This is a genomic window from Aurantibacter sp., assembly GCF_039941195.1.
Classification (GTDB): Bacteria; Bacteroidota; Bacteroidia; order Flavobacteriales; family Flavobacteriaceae; genus Aurantibacter_A.
The window spans coordinates 78,048-101,439 of sequence record NZ_JBDVFA010000098.1 but is presented as its reverse complement, the minus strand read 5'-3'; the positions used below and the strand labels follow the sequence as shown (position 1 = coordinate 101,439).

The window sequence follows — 23,392 nt, the reverse complement described above, 5'->3', positions numbered from 1 at the left end:
GCCAAATATTATAAGGGTACGGGGAGTAAAAAGCCATTCATTATAAGAACGGTTGTTTATTTGAATTATTCTTTAGTGGTATTCAAAATGGTTGTATTGGGTAGTTCTTTAAAGTTCATATTGTATAGGGTAAAGGCGAATATATCTGCATATTGCGCTATGGTCTTACTAATAGGGGTGCCAGCTCCATGTCCGGCATTCGTTTCAATACGGATTAAGGCAGGATTTTTTCCTGTTTGTTTTTCTTGTAATTCTGCTGCGAACTTAAAACTATGTGCAGGTACTACGCGATCATCATGATCACCAGTGGTTATTAATGTAGCCGGGTAAGCAGTCCCTGATTTTACATTATGCAAAGGGGAATAACCTTTTAAATAATTAAACATTTCTTCACTGTCATCAGCTGTTCCATAATCATATGCCCATCCAGCTCCAGCTGTAAAAATATGATATCGTAACATATCTAAAACTCCGACTGCTGGTAATGCTACTTGCATTAAATTTGGTCTTTGGGTCATTGTTGCACCAACTAAAAGACCGCCATTGCTTCCACCTCTTATTGCTAAATAAAGGGATGAGGTATAGTTTTCTGTAATTAAAAATTCAGCAGCAGCAATGAAATCATCAAATACATTTTGCTTTTTAGTTTTGATTCCTGCATTATGCCATTTTTGCCCATATTCACCGCCACCACGCAAATTAGGCACCGCGTAGATACCACCTTGCTCCATCCAAATAATATTTGTAATACTAAAAGACGGAGTAAGGCTTATGTTGAATCCTCCGTATCCATATAAAATGGTTGGATTTCGTCCATTCAGCGCAATACCTTTTTTATGAGTTATTATCATTGGTATTTTAGTGCCATCCTTTGATTTGTAAAAAACTTGTTTCGATTCATAATCATCGGAGTTGAAATCTATTTCAGGTTTCCAATATTGAGAATACGTGCCATTTTCAATATTGTATTTATAAGAAGATGCCGGTGTGCTGTAATTTGTAAACGAAAAATAGAACTCTTTATCTATCTTTTTCCCTCCAAATCCTCCGGCAGTTCCTAGTCCAGGTAATTTAACTTCTCGAATTAAATTTCCTTGATAATCGAATTGAAAAACTTTTGAAATTGCATCAACCATATATTCCGTAAAAAAATAACCGCCTCCAGTATTTGGTGATAGAACATGCTCAGTTTCTGGAATAAAATCAACCCAATTGTTAGGGCTTGGATTCGAAGCGTCAACGGTTACTATTTTTTTATTGGGGGCGTCTTTATTAGTGACTAAATATAGTTTTGAACCTACATTTTCAATTACATAGGTATCCGTTTCTGTCGTATTTATAATAGTTTCTAAACTACTTTTTTGGTCATTTAAATCTTTGATAAATAATTTATTTCCTGTTGTAGACACAGATGCTGAAATAAGCAAGTATCGTTCATCTTCAGTAAGATATGCCCCTACATATCGATGTTTTTCCTCACTTGAACCTCCAAAGATTAGTTCATCATTATTTTGAGAGGTACCTAATTTATGATAATATACTTTATGTTGATCGGTTTTTGCAGAAAGCTCACTGCCTTCAGGTTTATCATAACTGGAATAGTAAAACCCTTCGTTTCCTTTCCAAGAAATACCACTAAATTTAATGTCTACCAATGTGTCTTCAACAATTTCTTTTGATTCCGTATTTAAAACAATTGCTTTACGCCAATCACTTCCACCTTCAGAAATAAGGTAGGTAACTAATGAGCCATCTTTAGTAAAACTTAAGCCAGCCAATGAGGTTGTACCATCTTTAGAAAATTCGTTTGGATCTAAAAACACTTCAACTTCATCGTTATTTTTTTGTCTATATAGTACAGATTGGTTTTGAAGTCCATCATTTTTGTAGAAATAAGTGTAATCACCCTCCTTAAAAGGAGCGCTTAGTTTTTCATAATTCCATAATTTTTCGAGACGTTTTTGTATTGTATTACGAAATGGGATTTGGTCTAAGTACTCAAATGTAACTTTGTTTTGTTCTTTTACCCAAGCCATAGTTTCTGCACTTCTATCATCTTCGAGCCATCGATAATAGTCATTAATTTCTGTTCCAAAATAAGTTTCTTTGGTGTTAATTTTATTGGTTGTTGGGTATAACACGTTTTCTGATTTTAATTGAGAGTAAGTAGTGAATGAATAAATGAGTAGCGCAAAAGGTACTAGTAAAATAGATTTTTTTATAGTACTCTAATTTTAACTACTTTTCTAAAATACAATAAAAAAAACCTTCAAAATGGAATCATTTTGAAGGTTTTAACAAAAATAAATATTATTTATACTAGTTCATTGGCAACTAAGTACTCAGCAATTTGTACGGCATTAGTCGCAGCCCCTTTTCTTAAATTGTCTGCTACAATCCACATGTTTAATGTGTTTTGTTGCGTTTCATCGCGTCTTAATCTACCGACAAAAACTTCATCTTTATCATGTGCATAAATTGGCATTGGATATGTGTTAGTATCTGGATTATCTTGTACAGTAACTCCTGAAGTTTCATTTAAAATACCTCGTATTTCATTCAGTTCAAAATCATTGTAAAATTCAACATTTACCGATTCTGAATGCCCTCCTGCTGTAGGAATACGTACGGCAGTTGCACTTATTGAAAAAGTACGATCGTCTAATATTTTTTGAGGTTCACGTGCTAATTTCATTTCTTCCTTTGTATAACCGTTCTCAAGAAAAACATCACAATGAGGTAATGCATTTCTTCCAATAGGGTAAGGGTAAGCCATTTCACCATCGACCCCAGCAATTTCATTTTCTAGTTGGCGTACGGCCTTAATACCTGTACCCGAAACGGATTGATAGGTAGAGATTACTACACGTTTCATTTTATATTTATCATGCAAAGGAGCTAATGCCATCACCAACTGAATTGTTGAACAATTTGGATTAGCAATTATTTTATCATCAACTGTAAGTTCATCAGCATTTATTTCTGGAACAACCAATTTTTTAGTTGGATCCATTCGCCATGCCGATGAATTATCGATTACTGTTGTACCAGCCTCTGCAAATTTTGGAGCCCATTCCAAAGACGTATCTCCTCCCGCCGAAAAAATGGCGATATCTGGTTTAGCCGTAACAGCATCAGCCAAACCAATTATAGTATATTCTTCACCTTTGTAAGTTAGCTTTTTGCCTACAGAGCGCTCAGAGGCTACTAATAATAATTCCGAAATAGGAAAATTACGTTCAGCTAAAACTTTTAACATTACTTCGCCTACCATTCCGGTGGCACCAACTACTGCTATTTTCATTTTAATTTAATTTGAAAGGCAAATGTAGTTCAACAGAACTAGGCTGACAAGAACAAAGATTCAAAAATATATTTATATAACAAAATGTTTTAAATATAACAAACATAATATTGTTGAATAGAGCGAATAAAAAAACCGCCAATCATAATTAAATGAATGACGGTTTTGGTTGGTTAATTTGATATAAAAATATTCATCTTGTTAAAAACAAGATTGTATTTTACTTTTTTAAAGAATCTCTAATCTCAGCTAAAAGTTCTTCAGCTGTAGGACCTGCTGGTGCTTCTGGCTCAGGTGGAGTTTTAGTTTTGTTATATGCTTTAACTATCATAAACATGATAAATCCAACTATAATCAAATTGATTATTGTGTTTACCCATGAACCCCACATAATAGCGTTCTCAGGAGATGTAACCTCCCCAGCAGCATTTACAACTGCTTCATCCAATACTATTTTTTTGTCGGCAAAATCTACTCCGCCAGCAAAATGGCCAACAAATGGCATAACAATGTTGTTAACAAAACCGTTGATTACAGCACCTAATGCAGTTGCCATAATTACAGCCACGGCAAAGTCGATAACGTTGCCGGTCATAATGAAATTTTTAAATTCTTTTAACATTTTTTAGTGTTTAACTTTATTAATAATTAGTGTCTTGCAATGTAGTAAAAAATAAGATTCATAACAAAACGTTAAATTTTTTTTTTCTAATCTTTAACATTGCGCTTAACTCGTTGAGAAATTCCTGTCAACAATTCGTACGTTATAGTGTTCGCAGTGAATGAAAAATCTTCAGCTGATAATGATTTTCCAAAAACCTCTACTTGATCACCTTCCTTGCAATCAATTTTACTTACATCAATCATAATCATATCCATACATATATTTCCGATAATATAGGCCTTTTTGCCATTTACTAAAACATAGGTTTTTCCATTACCATATTGCCGACCAATACCATCTGCATGTCCTAAAGGCAGGGTGGCTATTTTCTGTTTCTTATTAGAAATATGTTTGCGATTATAACCGACACTTTCATTAGGTTCTATATAATGAATTTGTGATATTGCCGTTTTTAAGGTTACTACAGGTTTTAACTTTTGATCAATTTCAGGCGTATTTCCATAGCCATAAAGCCCAATTCCGCTTCTAACCATATCTAATTGCGCATGGGTGTAATTAATAATTCCTGAAGTATTTAATATGTGTTTAAATGGATGTATCCCAAGTTTAGTTATAAATTCTTCACCAATTAAGTTGAATGATTCGATTTGTTTTAAAGTAAATTCTTTTTCATTTAAATCTTCAGAAGCCGCTAGGTGTGAAAAAATAGAAACAACTTTTAGTTCTTCTCCAGTGTTTAATGTTTTTGCAATCCTGTCAATATCCTTTTTTTCAAAGCCAAGTCGATTTAAACCGGTATTAAATTTTAAATGAACAGGATAGTTATTTAAATTATTTTCTGAGGCTACTTTCAAAAATAAATCTAGTACTCTATGTGAATAAAGATTGGGTTCTAAATTTTTTTGTATTAAAATTTCGAAATTCGACGGTTGCGGATGCAAAACCAAAATAGGTGTTTCTATACCTGCTTCTCGCAATTGAACACCTTCATTAACATAGGCTACCGCAAAGTAATCTACTTTTAATGATTCTAGTTTTTTGGCGATAAGTATTGCGTCACTACCATAAGCATAGGCTTTCGCTACCCCTAGAAATTTTGTGGATGGTTGAATAATAGATTTAAAAAAATTAAAATTATGTTCAAGTGCGGTTAAATCAATTTCTAGCACTGTTTCAGAGTTATTTGTCATCCGAAGCCTCTTTTTTAGCATTAACTTCTTCTGTATCTACCTGCATTTTTTTTACTTTCTCTTTTAGAATAGCTTTATAGTAAGCTCCTCTACTTAAAGGCTCATATTCTCCTGTTTCACCTAAAAGCACTAGATTATCATTATTTGTTTTTCTGTAGCTGTAATTAGCTAAATTGCCCGTTCGCGTGCAAATCGCATGTACCTTGGTTACATATTCTGCAGTAGCCATTAGTGCTGGCATAGGTCCAAAAGGGTTTCCTTTAAAATCCATATCTAGACCTGCAACGATAACGCGTACACCTCTATTTGCTAAATCGTTGCAAACAGAAATAATTTCATCATCAAAAAATTGAGCTTCGTCTATTGCAACTACATCACAACCATCTGCTAGAATTCTAATATTTGCGGCCGCTGGCACTGGTGTAGAGCGAATTTCGTTGGCATCGTGAGAGACAACCATTTCTTCGTGATAACGTGTATCGACCATGGGTTTAAAAATCTCAACTTTTTGTTTTGCGAATTGCGCTCTTTTAAGTCTTCGAATGAGTTCTTCTGTCTTGCCAGAGAACATGGAACCACAGATGACCTCAATCCATCCAAACTGTTCTTTATGGTTAACTGTATTTTCGAGAAACATTTTGTAATTTTAGACGAAAATAAGGTGTTTTCCGTTGTAGTTTTAATTGAATTTAAAATTAGTAAAAAAGGTACACCTTTTGCAGTGATATAAAATAAAAGCTATGAAGAATAAACTGAAGGAAGAGCTCAGGAAATTATCCACTGAAATTATCACATCTAGAGATATGAATGATATAGCTACGATGTATGATGCAGCTAAGGAGCTATACGAGAAATTGGCAGTACTAAAATTTATTGATGAGAAGTTAAGTGATATACAAGTCGATGTTTCTAAAAATGTGATTGCTGCTAAATTTGAAGAAATGGCTAATGCGGTATTAAGAGAAAATACTTCGGTACCTGAAAATAATCCGCACGAAGATGATATCATCAATCATAAAGGCATGGATACCATTAAAAATATGGTTTCTGAGATGCCTAATGAAGAATCTGTAGATGAAGTTTTAGCAGATTTTCTTGGTAAACCGCAATTAATGAAAAATGATAAGGAAGTCTTTGAACCTGAAGCTAAAAGCGCAGAAACAAATACTAAAACACTTTCATTAAACGATAGATTACAAAAAGACATTAAGGTCGGGCTAAATGACCGCCTTGCTTTTGTAAAGCATTTATTTGATGGAAATACTGAGGATTACCAACGTGTAATGTCCCAATTAGCAACCATTGAATCGGAAGAGCGTTCCATTTCGTTCCTGAAAAACATGGTTAAGCCGGAATATAATAATTGGTTGGGTAAAGAAGAATATGAAGAGCGATTAATGGCATTAATTGAACATAAATTTGCCTAACACTCTTTTTTTGGACTAAAAGTAACCGAAAGTTGATTTGTCAGCTTTCGGTTTTTTATTTTTGAATTATGGGGAAATTATATATTGTTCCAACACCTATTGGTAATTTAGAAGATATGACTTTAAGAGCGATACGCGTCTTAAAGGAAGTTGATTTAATTTTGGCCGAGGACACACGTACAAGTGGTAGACTTCTGCAACATTTCGAAATTCCCACGCAAATGCAGAGTCATCATATGCATAATGAGCATAAAATGGTGGATCGTTTAATAAAGAAATTACAAGCTGGTGAAACAATAGCACTCATTTCTGACGCCGGTACTCCTGCTATTTCTGACCCAGGATTTTTATTAACCCGTGCTTGTGTTGAAAACGGAATAACGGTTGATTGTTTGCCTGGAGCTACTGCGTTTGTCCCGGCATTAGTTAATAGTGGTTTACCCAATGATAAATTTGTCTTTGAAGGTTTTTTACCCGTTAAGAAAGGCAGACAAACGCGATTGAAATTCCTCGCTGAAGAATCGCGAACTATGATTTTTTATGAGTCGCCTCATAAATTGTTAAAGACTCTTGGAAATTTTGTTGAATTTTTAGGTGATGATAGAAAAGTCTCTGTCTCTCGTGAATTAACTAAATTATACGAAGAGACAATTCGAGGGACAACTACTGAGGTTTTAAAACACTATACGGGTAACCCACCTAAAGGAGAAATTGTTATTATCGTGGCAGGAAAAAAATAAAAATATGAGCTTAGCATCTTTCAAACAAAAATTAAAAGAGTCACCAAAGAATATTGAGTTTTCTGAAACTATAGAAGTAATTGAGAACAATTATAATTTTACACCTACCGCATTTGTAAATGGAGCGGTAAATAATGATAGTGGGCAAAATTCAGGCTCATGTAAATTATTTGCTTTTGCACAATTAGAGGGCCTATCTAAGTCAGAGACCCTAGCTTGTTTTGGTCAATATTATAGCGATGTTCTAAATACTCCTGACGGTGCAGATCATCAAAATATTCGGAATTTTATGAATACCGGTTTTGAAGGACTCCGTTTTGAGGGTTTCGCTTTAAAGAAAAAATAAAGCTCATAAAATGGAGCAATTACTTTCGGAAATAAGAAAATGCAAAGTGTGTGCTGCACATTTACCTTTAGGACCAAGACCAATAGTTGCAGGACATGAATCGGCTAAAATAGCAATTATCGGACAGGCTCCAGGGACTAAAGTCCATGAAACAGGTATACCATGGGATGATCCAAGTGGTAGGCAACTTCGAAAATGGATGGGCATTTCGGATGATGATTTTTATAATGAAAAAAAAATTGCCCTTATTCCTATGGGATTTTGTTATCCTGGAAAGGGAAAAGGAGGTGATTTGCCGCCTCGGAAAGAATGTGCTCCATTATGGCATCAATCACTTTGGAATAATATGCCAAATCTTGATTTAATTATTCTCATTGGAACTTTTGCTCAAAAATATTATTTGAAACAGCAGATGGAGAAAAACCTAACCGAAACAGTAAAGGCTTATAACCAGTACCTACCAAGGTTCTTTCCATTACCACATCCTTCGCCAAGAAATCGTTTTTGGTTAAAGAAAAATCCATGGTTTGAAGAAATGGTGGTGTCCGATTTACAAGAAATTGTGAAACCATTTATGTAATTAATATTCAGAATTATATCTGAAGCTATACCTAATATCGCTGCTATCCAACATAGTTTGTATTACTTTTGTGTATTAAAATGAAATCTAAATTTATGGGAGCAATAAATCATATTACCACCAAATGGCTTGGAGAAATGGCATTTGAAAGTACCAATACGTCGGGCAATACTTTTAAAATTGACAATGCAGAAGGAAGCGATGGACTACGGCCAAAATCACTAATGTTGTCAGCCTTAGCTGGTTGTTCTGGCTTAGATGTAGCCTCTTTAATAAAAAAAATGAAATTAGAGGTAGACGATTTTCAAATAGATACTATTGCTAACCTTACTGATGAAGATCCTAAGCATTATGATGCAGTAACAGTTGAGTACCATTTTTATGGAGCTAACCTTAATGAAAAAAAGCTACAAAGAGCAGTTGACCTATCTGTGGAAAAATATTGCGGGGTGATGGAGATGTTTCGGAAATTTGCAAAGCTTGATGTAAAAACTGTTTTTCATAAAAAATAAGATTAAACTCTTGAAATTTGATTTTATCTTAATCTATGCGTTGGAATTTACAGCCTAAACCAGAACAAGAACAAATAGACAATTTGGCAAATGTGCTAAATGTTGAAGGTTTAGTAGCGCAATTACTTTTGCAAAGGGGGATATCATCCTATGATGAAGCGAAGAACTTTTTTAGACCACAACTATCGGATTTACATGATCCTTTTTTAATGAAAGACATGAATGTGGCTGTGGAACGTATTGAAAAGGCAATTGCAAATAATGAGAATATTCTAGTTTTTGGTGATTACGATGTTGATGGTACTACTGCAGTTGCGCTAATGTCTTCTTATTTATTGAGTTTCTACCCAAATGTTGCTACATACATTCCAGACCGGTATGAAGAAGGATACGGTGTTTCATTAAAGGGAATTGACTTTGCTGATGACAATGGTTTTTCACTAATAATTGCATTAGATTGTGGTGTAAAAGCTATTGATAAGGTAGCCTATGCCAAAGAGAAGAATGTCGATTTTATTATATGTGATCATCATAGACCTGGAAATAAGCTACCTAATGCAATTGCTATTTTAGACCCGAAAAGGGCAGATTGTAACTATCCGTATGATGAACTTTGCGGTTGTGGAGTTGGATTTAAATTAATACAGGCTTTAGGCTCTAAATATGGGGAAACAATTGATGATTTAATTCCTTATTTAGATTTAGTTGCTACGGCAATAGGTGCGGATATTGTGCCTATGACCGGTGAAAATCGTGTATTGGCATACCACGGTCTTCAAGTTATTAATTCTAATCCAAGAATAGGTTTTCAAGCAATTATTAATCAAACAAAAAAAACAACACTTACCATTACTGATGTAGTCTTTATCATTGCACCTCGAATTAATGCGGCTGGGCGAATGAAGCATGGACAACATGCAGTTAATCTCTTAAGTGAAACAAATTTAGATCAGGCAACTAAGTTTGCTGCTGAAATAGAAAAATATAATCATGATCGTAGGGAATTAGATCAAGAAATAACTAAAGAAGCGTTATCTCAAATTGAAGTAAATAAAGAAAAAGAGCGTTTTACCACTGTTGTTTATAACGAGACTTGGCATAAAGGGGTTATAGGTATTGTAGCATCTAGACTTACCGAAACTTATTATAGACCAACTCTGGTATTTACTAAAAGCGGAGATAAATTAGCAGCATCAGCTAGATCTGTTAAAGGGTTTGATGTTTATAATGCGTTACAAGGTTGCGCTGACTGTATTGAACAGTTCGGCGGTCATAAGTATGCGGCGGGATTAACACTGCTTGAGACGGAATATGAGAAATTCAAAAATCAATTTGAAAAAGTGGTGTCTAAAACCATTGATGCTCACTTATTAACACCTGAAATATCGGTATCGGCTAAAATAGAATTAAAACAGATTACCCCCAAATTAATGCGAATACTTAAACAATTTGCACCTTTTGGTCCTGGAAATATGACTCCTACTTTTATGGCAGAAAATTTGAAGGATACCGGTTACGCAAAAGGTGTTGGACAAGAAGAAAAACATTTAAAGCTTACTGCTACTCAAAATGGCAGTCAGCCTATTGGTGCAATTGGCTTTAATTTAGGCGATAAACTGGGAATAGTAAAAAACAATAATAGCTTTGATGCAGTTTTTTCTTTGGATGAAAATGAATGGCTAGGCAATGTGAGTTTGCAATTAAAATTGCGTGATTTACGCTAATTTAATAAGCTGTTTAATTTAAATTAATACTTAAATATAATTTGATGACAAACTATCTGGTCAGTTTCATTTTTTACGATGTTGATTTTTAGGTAGCTATAAATTATCAATTAATGAAAACAAACTTTGAAGTCGGTTAGGTAAATTTTTATATCAATCTTTATATTCTTTTAAATAAAGAGTAGTGCCATCAAAAACTGCATAAGTGTAGTACGAAATCCAGTCACCAAGATTGGTGTATTTCGATTTTTCATTCAAATTAATCTCTAAAGGAAGGTGACGATGGCCGAATACAAAATGGTCGTAATGTTGCGTTTCTAATTTACGTTTTGCATAACTCACGAGCCATTCTTTATCCTCTCCTAAAAAATGAACATCTTCATCACCAGAAATAAGTTTATTCTTTACAGATAAGTACTGTGCTAAACGAACTCCCCAATCTGGATGTAACCATCTGTAAAAACATTTTGATATTGGATGTGTAAATACCTTTTTCATGCGCTTATAACCTTTGTCGCCAGGTCCTAGTCCATCACCATGACCAATAAAAAAGGAGGTGTCATTAAATAGATATTGTTGTGGTTTATGAAAAACGGGGATATTAAGTTCATCCTCAAAATATCCATTCATCCATAAATCATGATTGCCAACAAAATAATAGATAGGAATTCCAGAATCGGAAATTTCCGCCAATTTGCCTAAGGTACGAGTAAAGCCTTTGGGGACAACAGTTTTATATTCCATCCAAAAATCAAAAAGGTCCCCTAAAAGAAAAATGGCAGCTGCGTCGTGTTTAATTTCATCAAGCCAAGCAACAAATTTTATCTCACGTGGGCGACTTTGCTCCATTGTAGGAGCTCCTAAGTGATTATCACTAGCAAAATAGATTTTTTTGCCTGTTGGAATTGAAATTTTTTTCATCTAGGTTATAAAGATAGCAAAACCCATGACCTTTAATTGTCTTCTGCATACCATTCGGCAAAGGCGGTACCAGTTTCGCGTAATTTTACGGCATAGAGCTGAATAGGACTTGCAAGTCTAGCTTTAATTTTACTGGCAAAATCAATGACCATGTTTTCGCTAGTTGGTTGATAATTAGCTAATATTACATTGTGGCCTCTATCACTTAGTTCTTTAGCTAATTCAACATGTGGTGTGTTTTTGTTGAATACAGTAGCATGATCAAATGGGTCAACGATTTCTTCTTTAACGATTTTTTTTAAATCGCCAAAATCTATTACCATACCTAATTTTACATTTGTAGTATCTGTAATTGGTTCGCCTATTACGGTTACTGAAAGTTGGTAGCTATGACCATGTACGTTTTTACATTTACCATCATATCCGTAAAGGGCATGGCCTGTTTCAAATGTAAATTCTTTTGTTATTCTAATTTTTGACATCTTTATGCTTGAAAAAAGCAAAGGTAGCAATTCTCGACATGCAAATCACTTGCAGCTTAACGCTTGAAACGATTTCGAGCACGTACTTTGTTTACGAAAAAAATAACCACTACAAATAGGGCCAAAAGTGGAAAAATTAGGTCGCCGTTGAGAAAATTTAAAATATCCATAACATCGTATTAAAACCTAAGAACGAAAAAAGAATGCGCTTATTATTTCTAACACTGTTTCATAACTTTTAAAATCAAATTAAGGATTAGTATCAAAAATTCGATTTTAGATATTATCATTAAAAAGTTATTTCAGATATATTTGAGAGGAAAGTGTGTAAAAGTAACTAAAACAATATATTATTAATTTATACCTATGGCTGAAAATAAAAATTCGTATCGTTATTCCCTAGCCATAATTGGCTTATTATTTTTTGTTTTCGGCTTTCTTACTTGGATTAACGGTATTCTTATTCCGTATTTTAAAATATGTATGGAGTTAAGCAATTTTGAGGCTACCTTGGTTGCCTTCTGTGCCTACTTTGCTTATTTTGTTATGGCACTTCCATCTGCGTATGTGCTGAAACATACTGGTTATAAAAAGGGAATGGTATGGGGAATGTGCGTTATGGCTCTAGGTACTTTGTTATTTATTCCTGCCGCTTATTCAAGAATTTATCCATTATTCTTAGCAGGACTTTTTGTTACGGCAACTGGCTTGGCTTTAGTGCAAACTGCGGCAAATCCTTATATCGCTATAATGGGTCCAATTGAGGGAACTGCACAACGAATTGGCTATATGGGAATTGCTAACAAAGTTGCTGGAATATTTTGCTTGTTCGTCTTAGGAAGCGTATTTCTTGCCGATGCAGATAGTCTTTCCTCAAGTCTAGAAGGGTTGAATGAACTACAAAAAGCTGAAGCACTAGATTCTTATGCTTTAAAAATTGTGAATCCATACATTATTATTTCAATTGTATTGTTTGGAGTAGCTGGATTAGTATATTTTTCAAAACTCCCTGAGGTTGATGAAATGGGAAGTGCAACTGATGAAGATGGAAAAGTTTTAGAAGACCGAAAAAGTGTTTATGAATATCCATATTTGGTTTTGGGTGTTATAGCACTTTTCGTTGCTGGTGCTTGTGAGACAGTTCCTATTGACGGTATAATTATTTATTGTCAGGCGTTAGATATCCCTATGAGTTCAGCGCGACATTTTAGTACTTATACGTTGTTTATTATGTTATTTGGTTATTTATTAGTTTCGATATTAGTGCCAAAATATGTTTCACAACAGAAGGTTCTTTTATTTGCATCCATATGGGGACTTGTTTTAACAGTGGGCACCTATTTGACGTCGGGGATATATAGTGCTTATTGTATGCTTTTATTGGGTTTTAGTGCTTCCATGCTTTGGGGAACCATTTGGGGATTAGCACTTCGAGGGCTTGGAGGACACACTAAAAAAGCTTCAGCATTCATGATAATGTCCCTAATAGGTGGGGGTATTGTTACTGTTGTTTTTGGAGAATTATTAGATACCTATGCTTCAAATCCACAAGTCTCTGTTTTAATACTACTACCATGTTATCTCTTTATCCTCTATTATTCAATAAAAGGTTATCGAACCGATTATTGGAAAACTGCAAAGATTGGTTGATTATTTAAAAGTAGAAGTATGAAAAATTCAGTTGTACATAAAAAGTCTTTATTTTATGCCGGAGTAGCCCAGACAGATATTACACCTGTGAAAGGAACAATAATCGGTGTGGATTTTTTCTCTCATTATGCCCGATTTATTCATGATCATTTGTTTTCTAAATCTTTAGTGTTTAAACAAGAACAAACCTTATATGCCCTTGTTATGGTGGATATATGTATTATGCCATCAGACCTTTTAAATCTTGTGAAAAATAAGATAACAGATAAAACTGGAATAAAAATGGAACATATAACATTGGCCTGCACCCATACCCATGGTGCTGGCAACGTGGCAGGATTATTAGGAGGAGCTGTCGATATCAATTATAGGAATTTATTACCAGATTTAATTGTAAAATCAGTTGTAGATGCTTTGGAAAAAATGAAGCCTGCGAAAATCGCTTCAGGTAAAGCTAGTTTATCGGGATATCAATTATGTAGAAGATATTTAATGACGGATGGTTTTGAAGCTAATAATCCGGTTACTCAAAAATTAGATAAAATTAAAACGAATCCTTTTGGCGCTGAAAATCAAATTATCTCTTCTGCTGCTCCAGTTGATCCTGAGGTCGGTTTTCTGGCGGTTAAAAGTCTTGATGATGAATGGATTTCAATTTTAGGGAACTATAATTCGCATTATGCGGGAGATTGGGATGTTGACACTATTACAGCAGATTTTTATGGAACTTTTGCAAAGTACTTAAAGAAGAATTTTGGAGTAGGAGATGACTTTGTACCTATTATGAGTTATGGTACTGGGGCTGATGTAAATACTTGGGACTTCCAGAAACCCAACAAATTTCCTAATGTAGAATTTGCTAAGACCGAAATGATGGGGAAAGACCTTGCGTCAGTAATTTATGAACAAATTGATTCTTTGGTATGGGATGATTCTCCTGAATTGAAAATTGAATATAATGAAGTAGAACTATCTATTAGAAAGCCAAATCAGGAGCAATTACAATTAGCAGAAAATATATTGGCAAAAAATAAATTTGATGCTCTTGAAATAGATGAACACGGGATAGCTATGGTCTATGCAAGAGAGCAAATTCTTTTAAATGAATATCCTAATAAACATGTAGCAGCCTTACAGGCTGTGAAAATTGGAGACCAAATAATCGGTGCTTTAGGTGGAGAAATATTTACTGAAACTGGTTTGTGGCTTAAAAAGCAGCTTCAAGGGAAAAATTACTTTACAATATGTTTGGCAAACACCTATGATGGTTACGTTCCTCCTGCTCACGAAATAGATAAAGGGGGTTACGAAACGTGGAGAGCTAGAAGTAGTTTTTTAGAAGTGAATGCAGAAAGTAAAATAAAGAATGCTCTATTAAAAATAGTTGAAAACATACTATAACATAAGCATGAGTTCTATTTTAATTAATAACTATTTTAAATTTAGTGGCATATAACCAGTAAATCCGACAATTTTCCAAGTACCTTCTATTTTTTGGCAACGATATAACGTACGCCAATCTGTGGGTATTTCTTCACCATCATTTTTAATAAAAGAGCCACTGAATTTTTTATGAAGCAAGGCAACACCTTCTTTTATTTCGATATCGAGCATATCGGTAACCCTATGAAAAGCTTCTTCTTTGTCTTCTGTTAGTTCCATTTTCGAAAAGTCTTGGGCCTGTGATAACCATTCGTTTTTGTAGGCCTCTAGATTAGGATATTTAAGTTCCCATTTATCTACATTGTAGTTTTTCCCCGCATCAATACCCATGAACCCTTCAGTTAAAAAATCATTTTCAACCATTTTCCAGTCTTGAAGAACAAAAGCTTTTATATCTCTATTTACAAGCATTTCCCAAAGGTAATTTCTATCGGCGTCGTTTTCGAATGGATTTTTTTTCATAATATTATTTATCTTGTATAAAACTATTTGCATGCAATAAATTGGTTAAACCAGCATCAACAATTATTGTTTGCCCTGTAATTGAGTTGGCTAATTCTGAAAGTAAGAATACAGCTGTATTTCCACAATCTCTTGCATTTATAGCGTGTTTTAGGCTTTGATAATCATTTTGTTGTTCTTCGAAAAAACCTTTAGGGTCGTCTGTCCAAGATGCAGCTGCATCCCAATTCTGTAGTGAATCAACATAACCTGGTGCTATTGCATTACAGCGTATTCCAAATTCGCCTAATTCTATCGACATGCCTTTGGTAAGACCTTCAACCGCTGACTTGGCACTAGCATAGATGGCATATTTAGTTAAAGTTTCATGTGCATGAACTGAAGATATATTAACTATATGACCTTTTATTTTATTTCGATTTAATTGATTGACGAACGCTTTTGCCATCATCCATACACCTTTAACATCGATATTGTAAAGATGGTCAAAATCAGATTCTTCTGCAATGTGCGCTTCTTTACGAAGACCAACCCCTGCGTTATTAATTAACCCATGAATTGGACCATATTCTTTTTGAATTAAAGCAAACATTTCTTCGACTTCCTTTTGGCTGCTAACATCACCTGGTACTGGAAAAGCATTTTCGTATTTCTGAGCTGCGATTTTGGCTTTTTCAAAATTTATATCATTGAGTAATATTTGCCCTCCGCTGGCAGCAATAGCTTCACAAATTCCAGACCCTACTCCTGTTCCTGCACCACCGGTAACTAAGTATCGTTTATTACTAAAATCTATTTGTAACATGTTTACTATAATTCTTAAAATTAAAAATACTACTATTTAAAATGTTGCGCGACCACCGGAGATATCAAATATGAAACCTGTGTTAAAAGTCGCTTCTTTAGACACTATCCAACACACCAATGAAGCAACTTCTTCTACGGTGCCCAATCGACCCATCGGAATTTTAGAAGTCATATATTTTAGCATTTCCGGATTGGTATCCTTGTTCATTGGAGTTGCAATTACAGCCGGAGCCAAACCATTAACGGTTATTCCCGTCTCCGCATATTCTTTTCCTACGCCTTTTACTAATCCCATTAAACCGGCTTTACTTGCGGTATAACCTACCATACCAGGATTACCTTCTTTGCCACCAATTGAGGCTACATGTAATATTCTTCCATAATTTTGTTGGACCATTTGTGGTATTACTGCTTTAGTTACGTTAAAAGCCCCATTTAGATTAATGTTTACGATTTTTTGAAAATCAATTGAACTATAATTCTCGATTTTTGTGGCAGTTGGCCCTACAATTCCTGCGCTATTTATTAATATATCCAATCTGCCGTGCAATTCAATAATATTTTGAATAGTTTCTGCCAATAAGCTTTCGTTAGTAATGTCAACAGCAAATGCTTGTTGTACTGCTTTTTGTTCAATTAATTCATCCAATTCTGTTTGTAATACGTCTAATACACACACAATTCCTCCTTCACTTATAATACGTTCAGCAATAGCACGACCAATTCCCCGTGCTCCCCCAACAATTACTGCAATTTGATTCTCAAATCTTTTCAATATTTCGTCATTTTGAATGTTTAATTAGATTTTTAAAGATTAATAATTAACTCGAATTTAATTTATTAACTCATTTATTTTCGTACAAGTTAAAGATAATTTATTCTATAATTCTCATGTAATTTAATAGCTTTTAAACTTAATAATTTTATTGACAAAAACCTTTTTTTATAAGTAATTGATAGCTTTTTGTATGATTCGAATATAACTTTGTTTTTGAAGAAATATAATTTTAATTTGATATGAAATTTAATAATATCAATGAGAAATTTTAAGCTGTATTTTAGTTCAATTGTATTTATAGTAATGGTGTCGATTCGAGGAATTTATGCTCAAGAAAATATTTCAGTGATAAAAAATTGGATCACTTATAAAGATGCTCCAAATGCTCAATATTTTCATATTGCAGAACAGGCTTATAAGCAGCTTGAAAAGCGGGAAGAAAACATCGCTAGTTTAAATACATTATCTGAATGGAAAGCAAGACAAACCATTGTAAAAAAGACATTACTAGATATTGTGGGTCCTTTTCCAAAAAAAACAGCATTGAATGCTAAAATTATAAGAAAGGTAGATAAAACTGACTACAGTGTTGAGCATGTTATTTTCGAATCGCAACCAAAGTTTTATGTTTCTTCTTCTTTGTTTCTTCCAAAAGGGATTAAAAAAGGAACTAAAGCACCAGCAATAATTTACACTAGTGGACATACGAAAGATGGGTATCATGCAGCTTACCAACAAATTATATTGAACCTCGTAAAAAAAGGATTCATAGTGTTTGCATTTGATCCGGTTGGGCAGGGAGAACGTCAGGAATATTTTGATCAACCAGAATCAAAATCTTATGTTACTACAAAGAGTCATTCTTATTCAGGAGCACAAGCCTTTATAACAGGTAGTTCACAAGCAAGTTATATGATTTGGGATGGTATTAGAGCTGTTGATTACCTTCTAAGTAGGAAGGAAGTTGATTCTGAGAGAATTGGAATTACGGGTCGCTCCGGTGGTGGTACACAAGCATCACAAATAGCCGCTTTTGACGAACGTATTTTAGCTGTTGCACCTGAAAATTATATCACAAATTACACGAGATTATTTCAATCTATTGGCCCACAAGATGGGGAGCAGAACCTCTTTAGTGGTATTGCTCGTGGATTAGACCATGCAGATCTATTAGCTGTAAGAGCTCCAAAACCAGCACTTATTTTAGCTACAACGGGTGATTTTTTTAGTGTTCAGGGATTTCAAGAAACTGCCGATGAGGTATCCAATATTTATAATGCTTATGGAAAATCGGACAGTTTTAATTTTACTGTAGATGTTTTTCCGGCACATAAAAGTACTAAGAATAATAGGGAGGCTATGTATGCTTTTTTTCAAAAATATTTGAATAACCCAGGAAGCTCAGAAGATTTAGAGGTAGAATTCTTAAGTCCCGAAGAAATGCAGGTTACTGATACAGGACAGGTCTCCACTTCTTTTACAGGAGAAACGATTTTTAGCCTGAATAAGAAAAATGTTGATAGATTAATAGACACACTTAATCAAGAAAGAAACAACCTTAAGGACCATCTTTCATCAGTGTTAAATGTTGCAAAAAAACTTTCTGGGTACGTAGAGCCTACCGAAATTGATAAACCTGTGCTTACAGGGCGTATAAACCGTGTAGGATATACGATTGATATGAAATTTGTAAAAGGAGAAGGGGATTATGTAATTCCTTATCTTTTATTTAAACCAGATGTGTCCAATGGCAAATCTTTAGTATATCTGAATCCTTCAGGAAAGTCTGCCGAGGCGGACGAGGGCCGTGAAATAGAATGGTTTGTAAAGAATGGATTTACAGTTTTGGCTCCTGACTTACTTGGAGTAGGTGAGGTAGGACCAGTTAATTTTAGAATGGATTCCGAACTTGAAGGAATCAATTATAACGTTTGGTTTGGTTCTGTCCTTATAGGTAGGAGTATTGTTGGTATTCAAGCTGGTGATGTAAATAGACTTATAAAGTTGTTGGAGTTCAACGACCCTACTACTAAAATTTATGGAGTAGCTAAGGGAACATTGTGCCCAACACTACTTCATGCTTCTGCGTTCAATCTTTCTATTGAACGAATAGCACTTATTCAACCTTATAGTTCTTATGCAACTATAGCTTCTACGCGTATGTATGCTCCAAAATATGTAAATAGCTTAGTTCCTGGAGCTTTAACAGCATACGATTTGCCAGATTTAAGAGCAACTTTGGTACCTAGAAAACTACTGATGATTGGCGAAACCAATGGTGCTGGGGGGCAAATTCTTAATAAAAAATTAAGTAGAGAAATCACATTTATAAAGAAGGTTTATAACATGAATATAGCTAAGGAACAATTTGTTATTAAACCGCTATTGCCTAATGCCAAATACGATGAGTTATATGCAGAATGGATTAATTAGAGTTTGAGGTAGCTTTAATTTGTTAACACTTTTCGCTCGAGCTTCTTTCTGTAGGCTGTAGGCGTACATTGGTTAATCGACTTGAAGTGTCTATTGAAATTAGAAAGGTTTTCAAATCCAGATTCGTAAGCAATTTGAGAAACATTGCGTAGTGGGTCGGCCAATAATCTGCAAGCATAACCGATACGTAACTTTAATAAATAACTTTTAAAAGGCATTCTATACGTTTTTTTAAATGCTAAAAAGAACTGGGTGTTCGACATGTTAGCAATTTCAAGAACATCTTTTAATTTAATATCTTCTTTAAAATTCTTTAGTATATATTCCACAACTTCATGCAAAGGATTATTTTTCAATGATTTATCGGTTATGTAAAACGCAGGACTACAAATAAATTCGTATTCCTCAGTTGTACCTAAAATTTCTAAAATGGACAATAAAGCATAAAGACGTTGTGTTGGAGTCATTGTTTGCATTGAAATAATTATGCCTACAAGTTTTTTCTTAGTATCTCCATAAAATTTACAGCCCCTAAAGCTTTTGGAAAAAAAGGTTGATAGCTTTTGATTTTCCGTTAATTGCAAAAATTGTTTTCCTAAGAACTCCTTTAAAAACTGAATTACATAACCTTTACCGGAAAACGAGCCATCCGCATTATTATACGAATCATCACAACGCCAAACGTGTGGTAAATAAGGACCTAAAAATACGAGGTCGTTTTTTGAAAATTCATTAATATTATCACCAACAATTCGAACACCTTTTCCTTTCTTTATATAAACTAATTCATATTCTGGATGGTGATGATAGATGCCAAAATCTTTTTCTTCAATATGATAGATAAAGGATTGATTAGATTCTTTAAATAATCGAATTTCAGTAGTTTCCATGGGATTAATATAACACAGTTGATACTCTTCCTCCTAATTATTGTTTGATATCATATCATTAGCAGGCTAAATATAATTATTTGTATTAGAATATCAGTTTTTGGTATCACTAAAATTGATTGTTTTAAAATAAATTTGAAAATGAAGTCATTGTACTTCAGAATTTATTAGGATAAATAATTTTATAGTTTTAATTAAAAACGATTTAGACACTTATGGAAAAAATAAAAATTACTCATCCAGAACGTGATCCAGAATTTGTTACTGGAGCGTACTCCGATGGTGTTGCCTATAATGGAATGCTTTTTTTAAGCGGACAGGCCTCTGTTGATTTTGCTTCTAGCAAATTTGTGCTCGGGAGTATAGAAGAAGAAACAAAAAGAACATTAGATAATATAAAACAAATAGTAGAAACTGCTGGTGGTACTATGGATGATGCTCTAAAAAGTACTGTTCATTTAAAAGATATTGCAGATTTCGATAAATTTAATGCAGTATATGCCAACTATTTTAAGGGTATAAAACCAGCACGCACTACAGTTCAGTCTGTATTAGGTGAGAATATTAAAGTAGAAATTGATATCGTATTTAAATTGCCAAATAGTTAATGATTACAAATTCAAAACTTTATAAAATTAAAGAAGTTTCGGCAATCGATTCACCTGCTTTATTGGTTTTTCCAGAGATTGTAGAAAAGAATATTGATAATGCCTTACATATGGTTTCTAGCTCCAAAAATACATTTCTTAGACCGCATATAAAGACTGTTAAATGTATTGAAGTAGTTCGAATGGCTTTATCTAAGGGAGTCGACCGATTTAAATGCAGTACTATTGCAGAAGCCGAACTTTTAGGTTTGGCAGGTGCAAAAGATGTTTTATTGAGTTATCAACTTTCTAAAACCAAGGCTAATCGTTTTTCAGCATTAAGACAAAAATTTCCTGAAACCAATTTTTCTGCCCTTGTTGATAATAGTGTATCTGCAAAAATGCTTTCAAATTTCTTTGAAAAAGAACCATTAACTGTTTTTATCGATGTTAATGTTGGTATGGATCGTACAGGAATAAAAACAAATGAAGCATTTGAACTAATTAAGGAAATCGATAAATTTCAAGGAATACAAATAAAAGGTCTTCATATATATGATGGGCACGTTCATGCTTCTCAAATAGAAGTTAGAAAGAGTCAAACCGATGCGATATTTAACGATGTTAGCGAATTACGGAAAAATACCGAAAAGCAAATAAATAGAAAATTAACAATGGTAATTGGAGGTTCTCCTTCTTTTCCTTTTTATGCAAAACAGGAGGAAGTAGAGTGTAGTCCGGGAACTTTCTTTTTTTGGGATGCAGGTTATGGTTCTTCCTTCGCTGAGATGCCTTTCACACCAGCGGCAACAATTTTAACTCGGGTTATCTCTATAATTAATAAAACAACAATGTGCTTTGATTTGGGTACAAAAGCTACTGCATCGGATCCGCCATTGCCTCGAGTCGAAATTTTGAACTTAGAAAACGGAGTTGTCGTTAATCAATTTGAGGAGCATTTAATAGTGCGCGTTCCTGATACTTCTATATATCAAATAGGTGAACCTTTTTTAGCTATTCCATATCATATTTGTCCGACAGTTAATTTATATGAAGAACTTGTAGTAATAAAAGATAATATTGTTTCAAACAATTGGGAAGTATTAGCAAGAAATCGAAAAATAACTATTTAACATGCAGGATATAAAAATGCAATTAGATCATAGCAAATCGGCTGTTTTATTAGAGCGTTCTAAGAAGGTTTTGGCTGGTGGTGTTTCATCTGAATTTCGAAAATTTAATCATCCTCATGCCTTGTTTTACGACCATGCAGAAGGCGTTTATACGTATGACGTTGATGGGAATAAATATCTCGATTTTACATTAAGTCAAGGTCCTATGATTGTTGGACATTCACATCCACATGTTTTGAAACGTGTACAAGAGTATTCTGAAAAAGGGCAATTATTTGCTGGACAGCATATATTAGAAATTGAGTTAGCTGAGAAGCTAAATAAATATATTCCTTCTGCAGATTTGATGCGGTTTTGTTTGGATGGTTCAACGGCAATACAGACAGCACTACGCGTTGCAAGGGCAAAAACAGGTCGTAATAAGTTTATTCGCTTTGAAGGTCATTATCACGGATGGTTAGATAATGTTTCATGGGGATTGACCTTGGATGAAGAAAAAATGGGAACTAGAGAAAATCCGAATTCGCTACCTTGGACCAGTGGAATTGCTAATAATATTGAACAAGAATTTATAGTTCTACCATGGAACGATTTAGAACTCGTTGCAAAAATCATGAATGAAAATTATAAGGATATAGCGGCTATAATAACAGAACCAATAATGTGTAATAGCGGCTGCATTTTACCCGAAGAAGGGTTTTTAAAAGGCTTAAGAGAAATCTGTACAAAATATAATTCAGCTTTAATTTTTGATGAAGTAATCACTGGTTTTCGAACTGGGTTAGGAGGAGCTCAAAAGTACTTTAATATAACTCCTGATCTTTCCGTTTTTGCAAAAGCTCTGGCAAGTGGATATCCAATTTCTGCCATAGTAGGAAAAAAAGAATGGATGCAATTAATAGCGGAAGGTAAAGTAATTCATGCAGGAACAATGAATTCAGCTTGTGCATTAATAGCAGCGGCTCTGGGAACCATTGAAGTTTTAGAAGAAGATGGTACTCATAAGCGAATTTTTGCTTTGGGCCATCGATTAATGAATGGATTGCGAAAAGTAGCAAAAGAAACTGGGCAAAATTTATTAGTACAAGGTTTGGGGCCAATGTTTCATTCTGGCTTCGCAAATGTAGATAGCATAAAAGATTTTAGAGGTATTATTGCTTATGAACAACCTAAATCGAAGATGTTTATCCAAGGGATGCAACAAAGGGGTGTTCGAATAATAGGAAGAGGTCTTTGGTATATAAGTGCCGTGCATGAAGAAGAACATATAGATTTTGCAATAGCGATGGCAAAAGAAACCCTCTTAGAACTGAAGTAAAGAATATATAATAATATGAAGAATTGGGAAAAACTTATAA

The 23,392-nt window shown here is 34.1% G+C and carries 23 protein-coding genes; 12 read left to right on the top strand and 11 right to left on the bottom strand.

Features of this window, described 5'->3' with window-relative positions; translation table 11 throughout:
- Positions 1-65: 65 nt before the first annotated feature.
- From ABJF52_RS16855 to ABJF52_RS16835, 5 genes are all read right to left on the bottom strand, one after another.
- Positions 66-2,141, bottom strand: a complete 2,076-nt coding sequence (locus ABJF52_RS16855) for a prolyl oligopeptidase family serine peptidase (protein ID WP_348152949.1) — start codon at positions 2,139-2,141, stop codon at positions 66-68.
- 173 nt (positions 2,142-2,314) lie between these two features.
- Positions 2,315-3,304: an aspartate-semialdehyde dehydrogenase gene (locus ABJF52_RS16850; protein WP_348152946.1), complete on the bottom strand. Its 990-nt coding sequence runs from the start codon at positions 3,302-3,304 to the stop codon at positions 2,315-2,317.
- A gap of 220 nt (positions 3,305-3,524) precedes the next feature.
- Positions 3,525-3,926 (bottom strand): large conductance mechanosensitive channel protein MscL, encoded by a 402-nt coding sequence (mscL, locus tag ABJF52_RS16845; RefSeq protein ID WP_348152943.1) that lies wholly within the window; start codon positions 3,924-3,926, stop codon positions 3,525-3,527.
- 86 nt (positions 3,927-4,012) lie between these two features.
- Complete coding sequence (alr, locus tag ABJF52_RS16840; RefSeq protein WP_348152940.1) at positions 4,013-5,119, bottom strand: alanine racemase; 1,107 nt, start codon at positions 5,117-5,119, stop codon at positions 4,013-4,015.
- Positions 5,109-5,756 (bottom strand): thymidine kinase, encoded by a 648-nt coding sequence (locus tag ABJF52_RS16835; protein ID WP_348152937.1) that lies wholly within the window; start codon positions 5,754-5,756, stop codon positions 5,109-5,111. Before ABJF52_RS16835 ends, alr begins: the two co-directional genes overlap by 11 nt.
- Positions 5,757-5,859: 103 nt before the next feature.
- Here ABJF52_RS16835 and ABJF52_RS16830 point away from each other — a divergent pair, with 103 nt between their 5' ends.
- From ABJF52_RS16830 to recJ, 6 genes are all read left to right on the top strand, one after another.
- The gene (locus ABJF52_RS16830; RefSeq protein WP_348152936.1) at positions 5,860-6,546 is read left to right on the top strand and encodes a hypothetical protein; all 687 of its coding nucleotides are present in this window, start codon (positions 5,860-5,862) and stop codon (positions 6,544-6,546) included.
- Between the two features lie 68 nt (positions 6,547-6,614).
- Positions 6,615-7,286 (top strand): 16S rRNA (cytidine(1402)-2'-O)-methyltransferase, encoded by a 672-nt coding sequence (gene rsmI / locus ABJF52_RS16825; protein WP_348152933.1) that lies wholly within the window; start codon positions 6,615-6,617, stop codon positions 7,284-7,286.
- 4 nt (positions 7,287-7,290) lie between these two features.
- Positions 7,291-7,632: a HopJ type III effector protein gene (locus ABJF52_RS16820; RefSeq protein ID WP_348152930.1), complete on the top strand. Its 342-nt coding sequence runs from the start codon at positions 7,291-7,293 to the stop codon at positions 7,630-7,632.
- 10 nt (positions 7,633-7,642) lie between these two features.
- Positions 7,643-8,212 carry a uracil-DNA glycosylase family protein gene (locus ABJF52_RS16815; RefSeq protein WP_348152928.1) on the top strand — a complete coding sequence of 190 codons (570 nt, stop codon included), beginning with the start codon at positions 7,643-7,645 and terminating at the stop codon, positions 8,210-8,212.
- A gap of 95 nt (positions 8,213-8,307) precedes the next feature.
- A complete protein-coding gene (locus ABJF52_RS16810; protein WP_348152925.1) occupies positions 8,308-8,724 on the top strand; it encodes an OsmC family protein in 417 nt (138 codons plus the stop codon).
- A 35-nt stretch (positions 8,725-8,759) separates the two neighbouring features.
- The gene (recJ, locus tag ABJF52_RS16805) at positions 8,760-10,448 is read left to right on the top strand and encodes a single-stranded-DNA-specific exonuclease RecJ (protein WP_348152922.1); all 1,689 of its coding nucleotides are present in this window, start codon (positions 8,760-8,762) and stop codon (positions 10,446-10,448) included.
- 153 nt (positions 10,449-10,601) lie between these two features.
- Here recJ and ABJF52_RS16800 read toward each other — a convergent pair whose 3' ends face one another.
- Entirely contained in the window at positions 10,602-11,369 is a 768-nt protein-coding gene (locus ABJF52_RS16800) for a UDP-2,3-diacylglucosamine diphosphatase (protein WP_348152920.1), read from the bottom strand.
- 32 nt (positions 11,370-11,401) lie between these two features.
- A complete protein-coding gene (locus ABJF52_RS16795; RefSeq protein WP_348152917.1) occupies positions 11,402-11,851 on the bottom strand; it encodes a 6-carboxytetrahydropterin synthase in 450 nt (149 codons plus the stop codon).
- 366 nt (positions 11,852-12,217) lie between these two features.
- On the opposite strand from ABJF52_RS16795, the gene ABJF52_RS16790 reads away from it, so the two are divergent.
- A complete protein-coding gene (locus ABJF52_RS16790; RefSeq protein ID WP_348152915.1) occupies positions 12,218-13,501 on the top strand; it encodes a sugar MFS transporter in 1,284 nt (427 codons plus the stop codon).
- 18 nt (positions 13,502-13,519) lie between these two features.
- Positions 13,520-14,902 (top strand): hypothetical protein, encoded by a 1,383-nt coding sequence (locus ABJF52_RS16785; RefSeq protein WP_348152912.1) that lies wholly within the window; start codon positions 13,520-13,522, stop codon positions 14,900-14,902.
- A gap of 30 nt (positions 14,903-14,932) precedes the next feature.
- Here ABJF52_RS16785 and ABJF52_RS16780 read toward each other — a convergent pair whose 3' ends face one another.
- From ABJF52_RS16780 to ABJF52_RS16770, 3 genes are read right to left on the bottom strand one after another with little or no spacing between them, the layout of a single operon-like run.
- Positions 14,933-15,406, bottom strand: coding sequence for a hypothetical protein (locus ABJF52_RS16780; RefSeq protein ID WP_348152910.1), 474 nt, complete (start codon positions 15,404-15,406; stop codon positions 14,933-14,935).
- A 4-nt stretch (positions 15,407-15,410) separates the two neighbouring features.
- Complete coding sequence (locus tag ABJF52_RS16775; protein ID WP_348152907.1) at positions 15,411-16,211, bottom strand: SDR family oxidoreductase; 801 nt, start codon at positions 16,209-16,211, stop codon at positions 15,411-15,413.
- Positions 16,212-16,247: 36 nt separating this feature from the next.
- Positions 16,248-16,988, bottom strand: coding sequence for an SDR family NAD(P)-dependent oxidoreductase (locus ABJF52_RS16770; protein WP_348152905.1), 741 nt, complete (start codon positions 16,986-16,988; stop codon positions 16,248-16,250).
- Positions 16,989-17,249: 261 nt separating this feature from the next.
- Between ABJF52_RS16770 and ABJF52_RS16765 the strand changes: the two genes are divergently transcribed.
- A complete protein-coding gene (locus ABJF52_RS16765; protein ID WP_348152902.1) occupies positions 17,250-19,424 on the top strand; it encodes an alpha/beta hydrolase family protein in 2,175 nt (724 codons plus the stop codon).
- A gap of 14 nt (positions 19,425-19,438) precedes the next feature.
- Here ABJF52_RS16765 and ABJF52_RS16760 read toward each other — a convergent pair whose 3' ends face one another.
- A complete protein-coding gene (locus ABJF52_RS16760) occupies positions 19,439-20,314 on the bottom strand; it encodes an AraC family transcriptional regulator (protein ID WP_348152899.1) in 876 nt (291 codons plus the stop codon).
- Between the two features lie 215 nt (positions 20,315-20,529).
- Here ABJF52_RS16760 and ABJF52_RS16755 point away from each other — a divergent pair, with 215 nt between their 5' ends.
- The 3 genes from ABJF52_RS16755 to ABJF52_RS16745 are packed head-to-tail and all read left to right on the top strand — an operon-like array spanning position 20,530 to position 23,352.
- On the top strand, positions 20,530-20,922 hold the full coding sequence (locus ABJF52_RS16755) for a Rid family hydrolase (protein ID WP_348152896.1): 393 nt from the start codon (positions 20,530-20,532) through the stop codon (positions 20,920-20,922).
- Positions 20,922-22,034, top strand: a complete 1,113-nt coding sequence (locus tag ABJF52_RS16750) for a D-TA family PLP-dependent enzyme (RefSeq protein WP_348152893.1) — start codon at positions 20,922-20,924, stop codon at positions 22,032-22,034. Before ABJF52_RS16755 ends, ABJF52_RS16750 begins: the two co-directional genes overlap by 1 nt.
- 1 nt (position 22,035) lies before the next feature.
- Positions 22,036-23,352 carry an aspartate aminotransferase family protein gene (locus tag ABJF52_RS16745; RefSeq protein WP_348152890.1) on the top strand — a complete coding sequence of 439 codons (1,317 nt, stop codon included), beginning with the start codon at positions 22,036-22,038 and terminating at the stop codon, positions 23,350-23,352.
- Positions 23,353-23,392: the final 40 nt, after the last annotated feature.

What these genes read in the sequence shown, in the direction of transcription:
- recJ (WP_348152922.1), top strand. Translation starts at nt 8,760, where the DNA reads ATGCGTTGGAATTTACAGCCTAAACCAGAACAAGAACAAATAGACAAT.
- ABJF52_RS16820 (WP_348152930.1), top strand. Translation starts at nt 7,291, where the DNA reads ATGAGCTTAGCATCTTTCAAACAAAAATTAAAAGAGTCACCAAAGAAT.
- ABJF52_RS16760 (WP_348152899.1), bottom strand. Translation starts at nt 20,314, where the DNA reads ATGGAAACTACTGAAATTCGATTATTTAAAGAATCTAATCAATCCTTT.
- ABJF52_RS16755 (WP_348152896.1), top strand. Translation starts at nt 20,530, where the DNA reads ATGGAAAAAATAAAAATTACTCATCCAGAACGTGATCCAGAATTTGTT.
- rsmI (WP_348152933.1), top strand. Translation starts at nt 6,615, where the DNA reads ATGGGGAAATTATATATTGTTCCAACACCTATTGGTAATTTAGAAGAT.
- ABJF52_RS16745 (WP_348152890.1), top strand. Translation starts at nt 22,036, where the DNA reads ATGCAGGATATAAAAATGCAATTAGATCATAGCAAATCGGCTGTTTTA.
- ABJF52_RS16815 (WP_348152928.1), top strand. Translation starts at nt 7,643, where the DNA reads ATGGAGCAATTACTTTCGGAAATAAGAAAATGCAAAGTGTGTGCTGCA.
- ABJF52_RS16785 (WP_348152912.1), top strand. Translation starts at nt 13,520, where the DNA reads ATGAAAAATTCAGTTGTACATAAAAAGTCTTTATTTTATGCCGGAGTA.
- ABJF52_RS16850 (WP_348152946.1), bottom strand. Translation starts at nt 3,304, where the DNA reads ATGAAAATAGCAGTAGTTGGTGCCACCGGAATGGTAGGCGAAGTAATG.
- ABJF52_RS16800 (WP_348152920.1), bottom strand. Translation starts at nt 11,369, where the DNA reads ATGAAAAAAATTTCAATTCCAACAGGCAAAAAAATCTATTTTGCTAGT.
- ABJF52_RS16835 (WP_348152937.1), bottom strand. Translation starts at nt 5,756, where the DNA reads ATGTTTCTCGAAAATACAGTTAACCATAAAGAACAGTTTGGATGGATT.
- ABJF52_RS16765 (WP_348152902.1), top strand. Translation starts at nt 17,250, where the DNA reads ATGAGAAATTTTAAGCTGTATTTTAGTTCAATTGTATTTATAGTAATG.
- alr (WP_348152940.1), bottom strand. Translation starts at nt 5,119, where the DNA reads ATGACAAATAACTCTGAAACAGTGCTAGAAATTGATTTAACCGCACTT.
- ABJF52_RS16775 (WP_348152907.1), bottom strand. Translation starts at nt 16,211, where the DNA reads ATGTTACAAATAGATTTTAGTAATAAACGATACTTAGTTACCGGTGGT.
- ABJF52_RS16830 (WP_348152936.1), top strand. Translation starts at nt 5,860, where the DNA reads ATGAAGAATAAACTGAAGGAAGAGCTCAGGAAATTATCCACTGAAATT.
- ABJF52_RS16795 (WP_348152917.1), bottom strand. Translation starts at nt 11,851, where the DNA reads ATGTCAAAAATTAGAATAACAAAAGAATTTACATTTGAAACAGGCCAT.
- ABJF52_RS16810 (WP_348152925.1), top strand. Translation starts at nt 8,308, where the DNA reads ATGGGAGCAATAAATCATATTACCACCAAATGGCTTGGAGAAATGGCA.
- ABJF52_RS16750 (WP_348152893.1), top strand. Translation starts at nt 20,922, where the DNA reads ATGATTACAAATTCAAAACTTTATAAAATTAAAGAAGTTTCGGCAATC.
- ABJF52_RS16780 (WP_348152910.1), bottom strand. Translation starts at nt 15,406, where the DNA reads ATGAAAAAAAATCCATTCGAAAACGACGCCGATAGAAATTACCTTTGG.
- ABJF52_RS16790 (WP_348152915.1), top strand. Translation starts at nt 12,218, where the DNA reads ATGGCTGAAAATAAAAATTCGTATCGTTATTCCCTAGCCATAATTGGC.
- mscL (WP_348152943.1), bottom strand. Translation starts at nt 3,926, where the DNA reads ATGTTAAAAGAATTTAAAAATTTCATTATGACCGGCAACGTTATCGAC.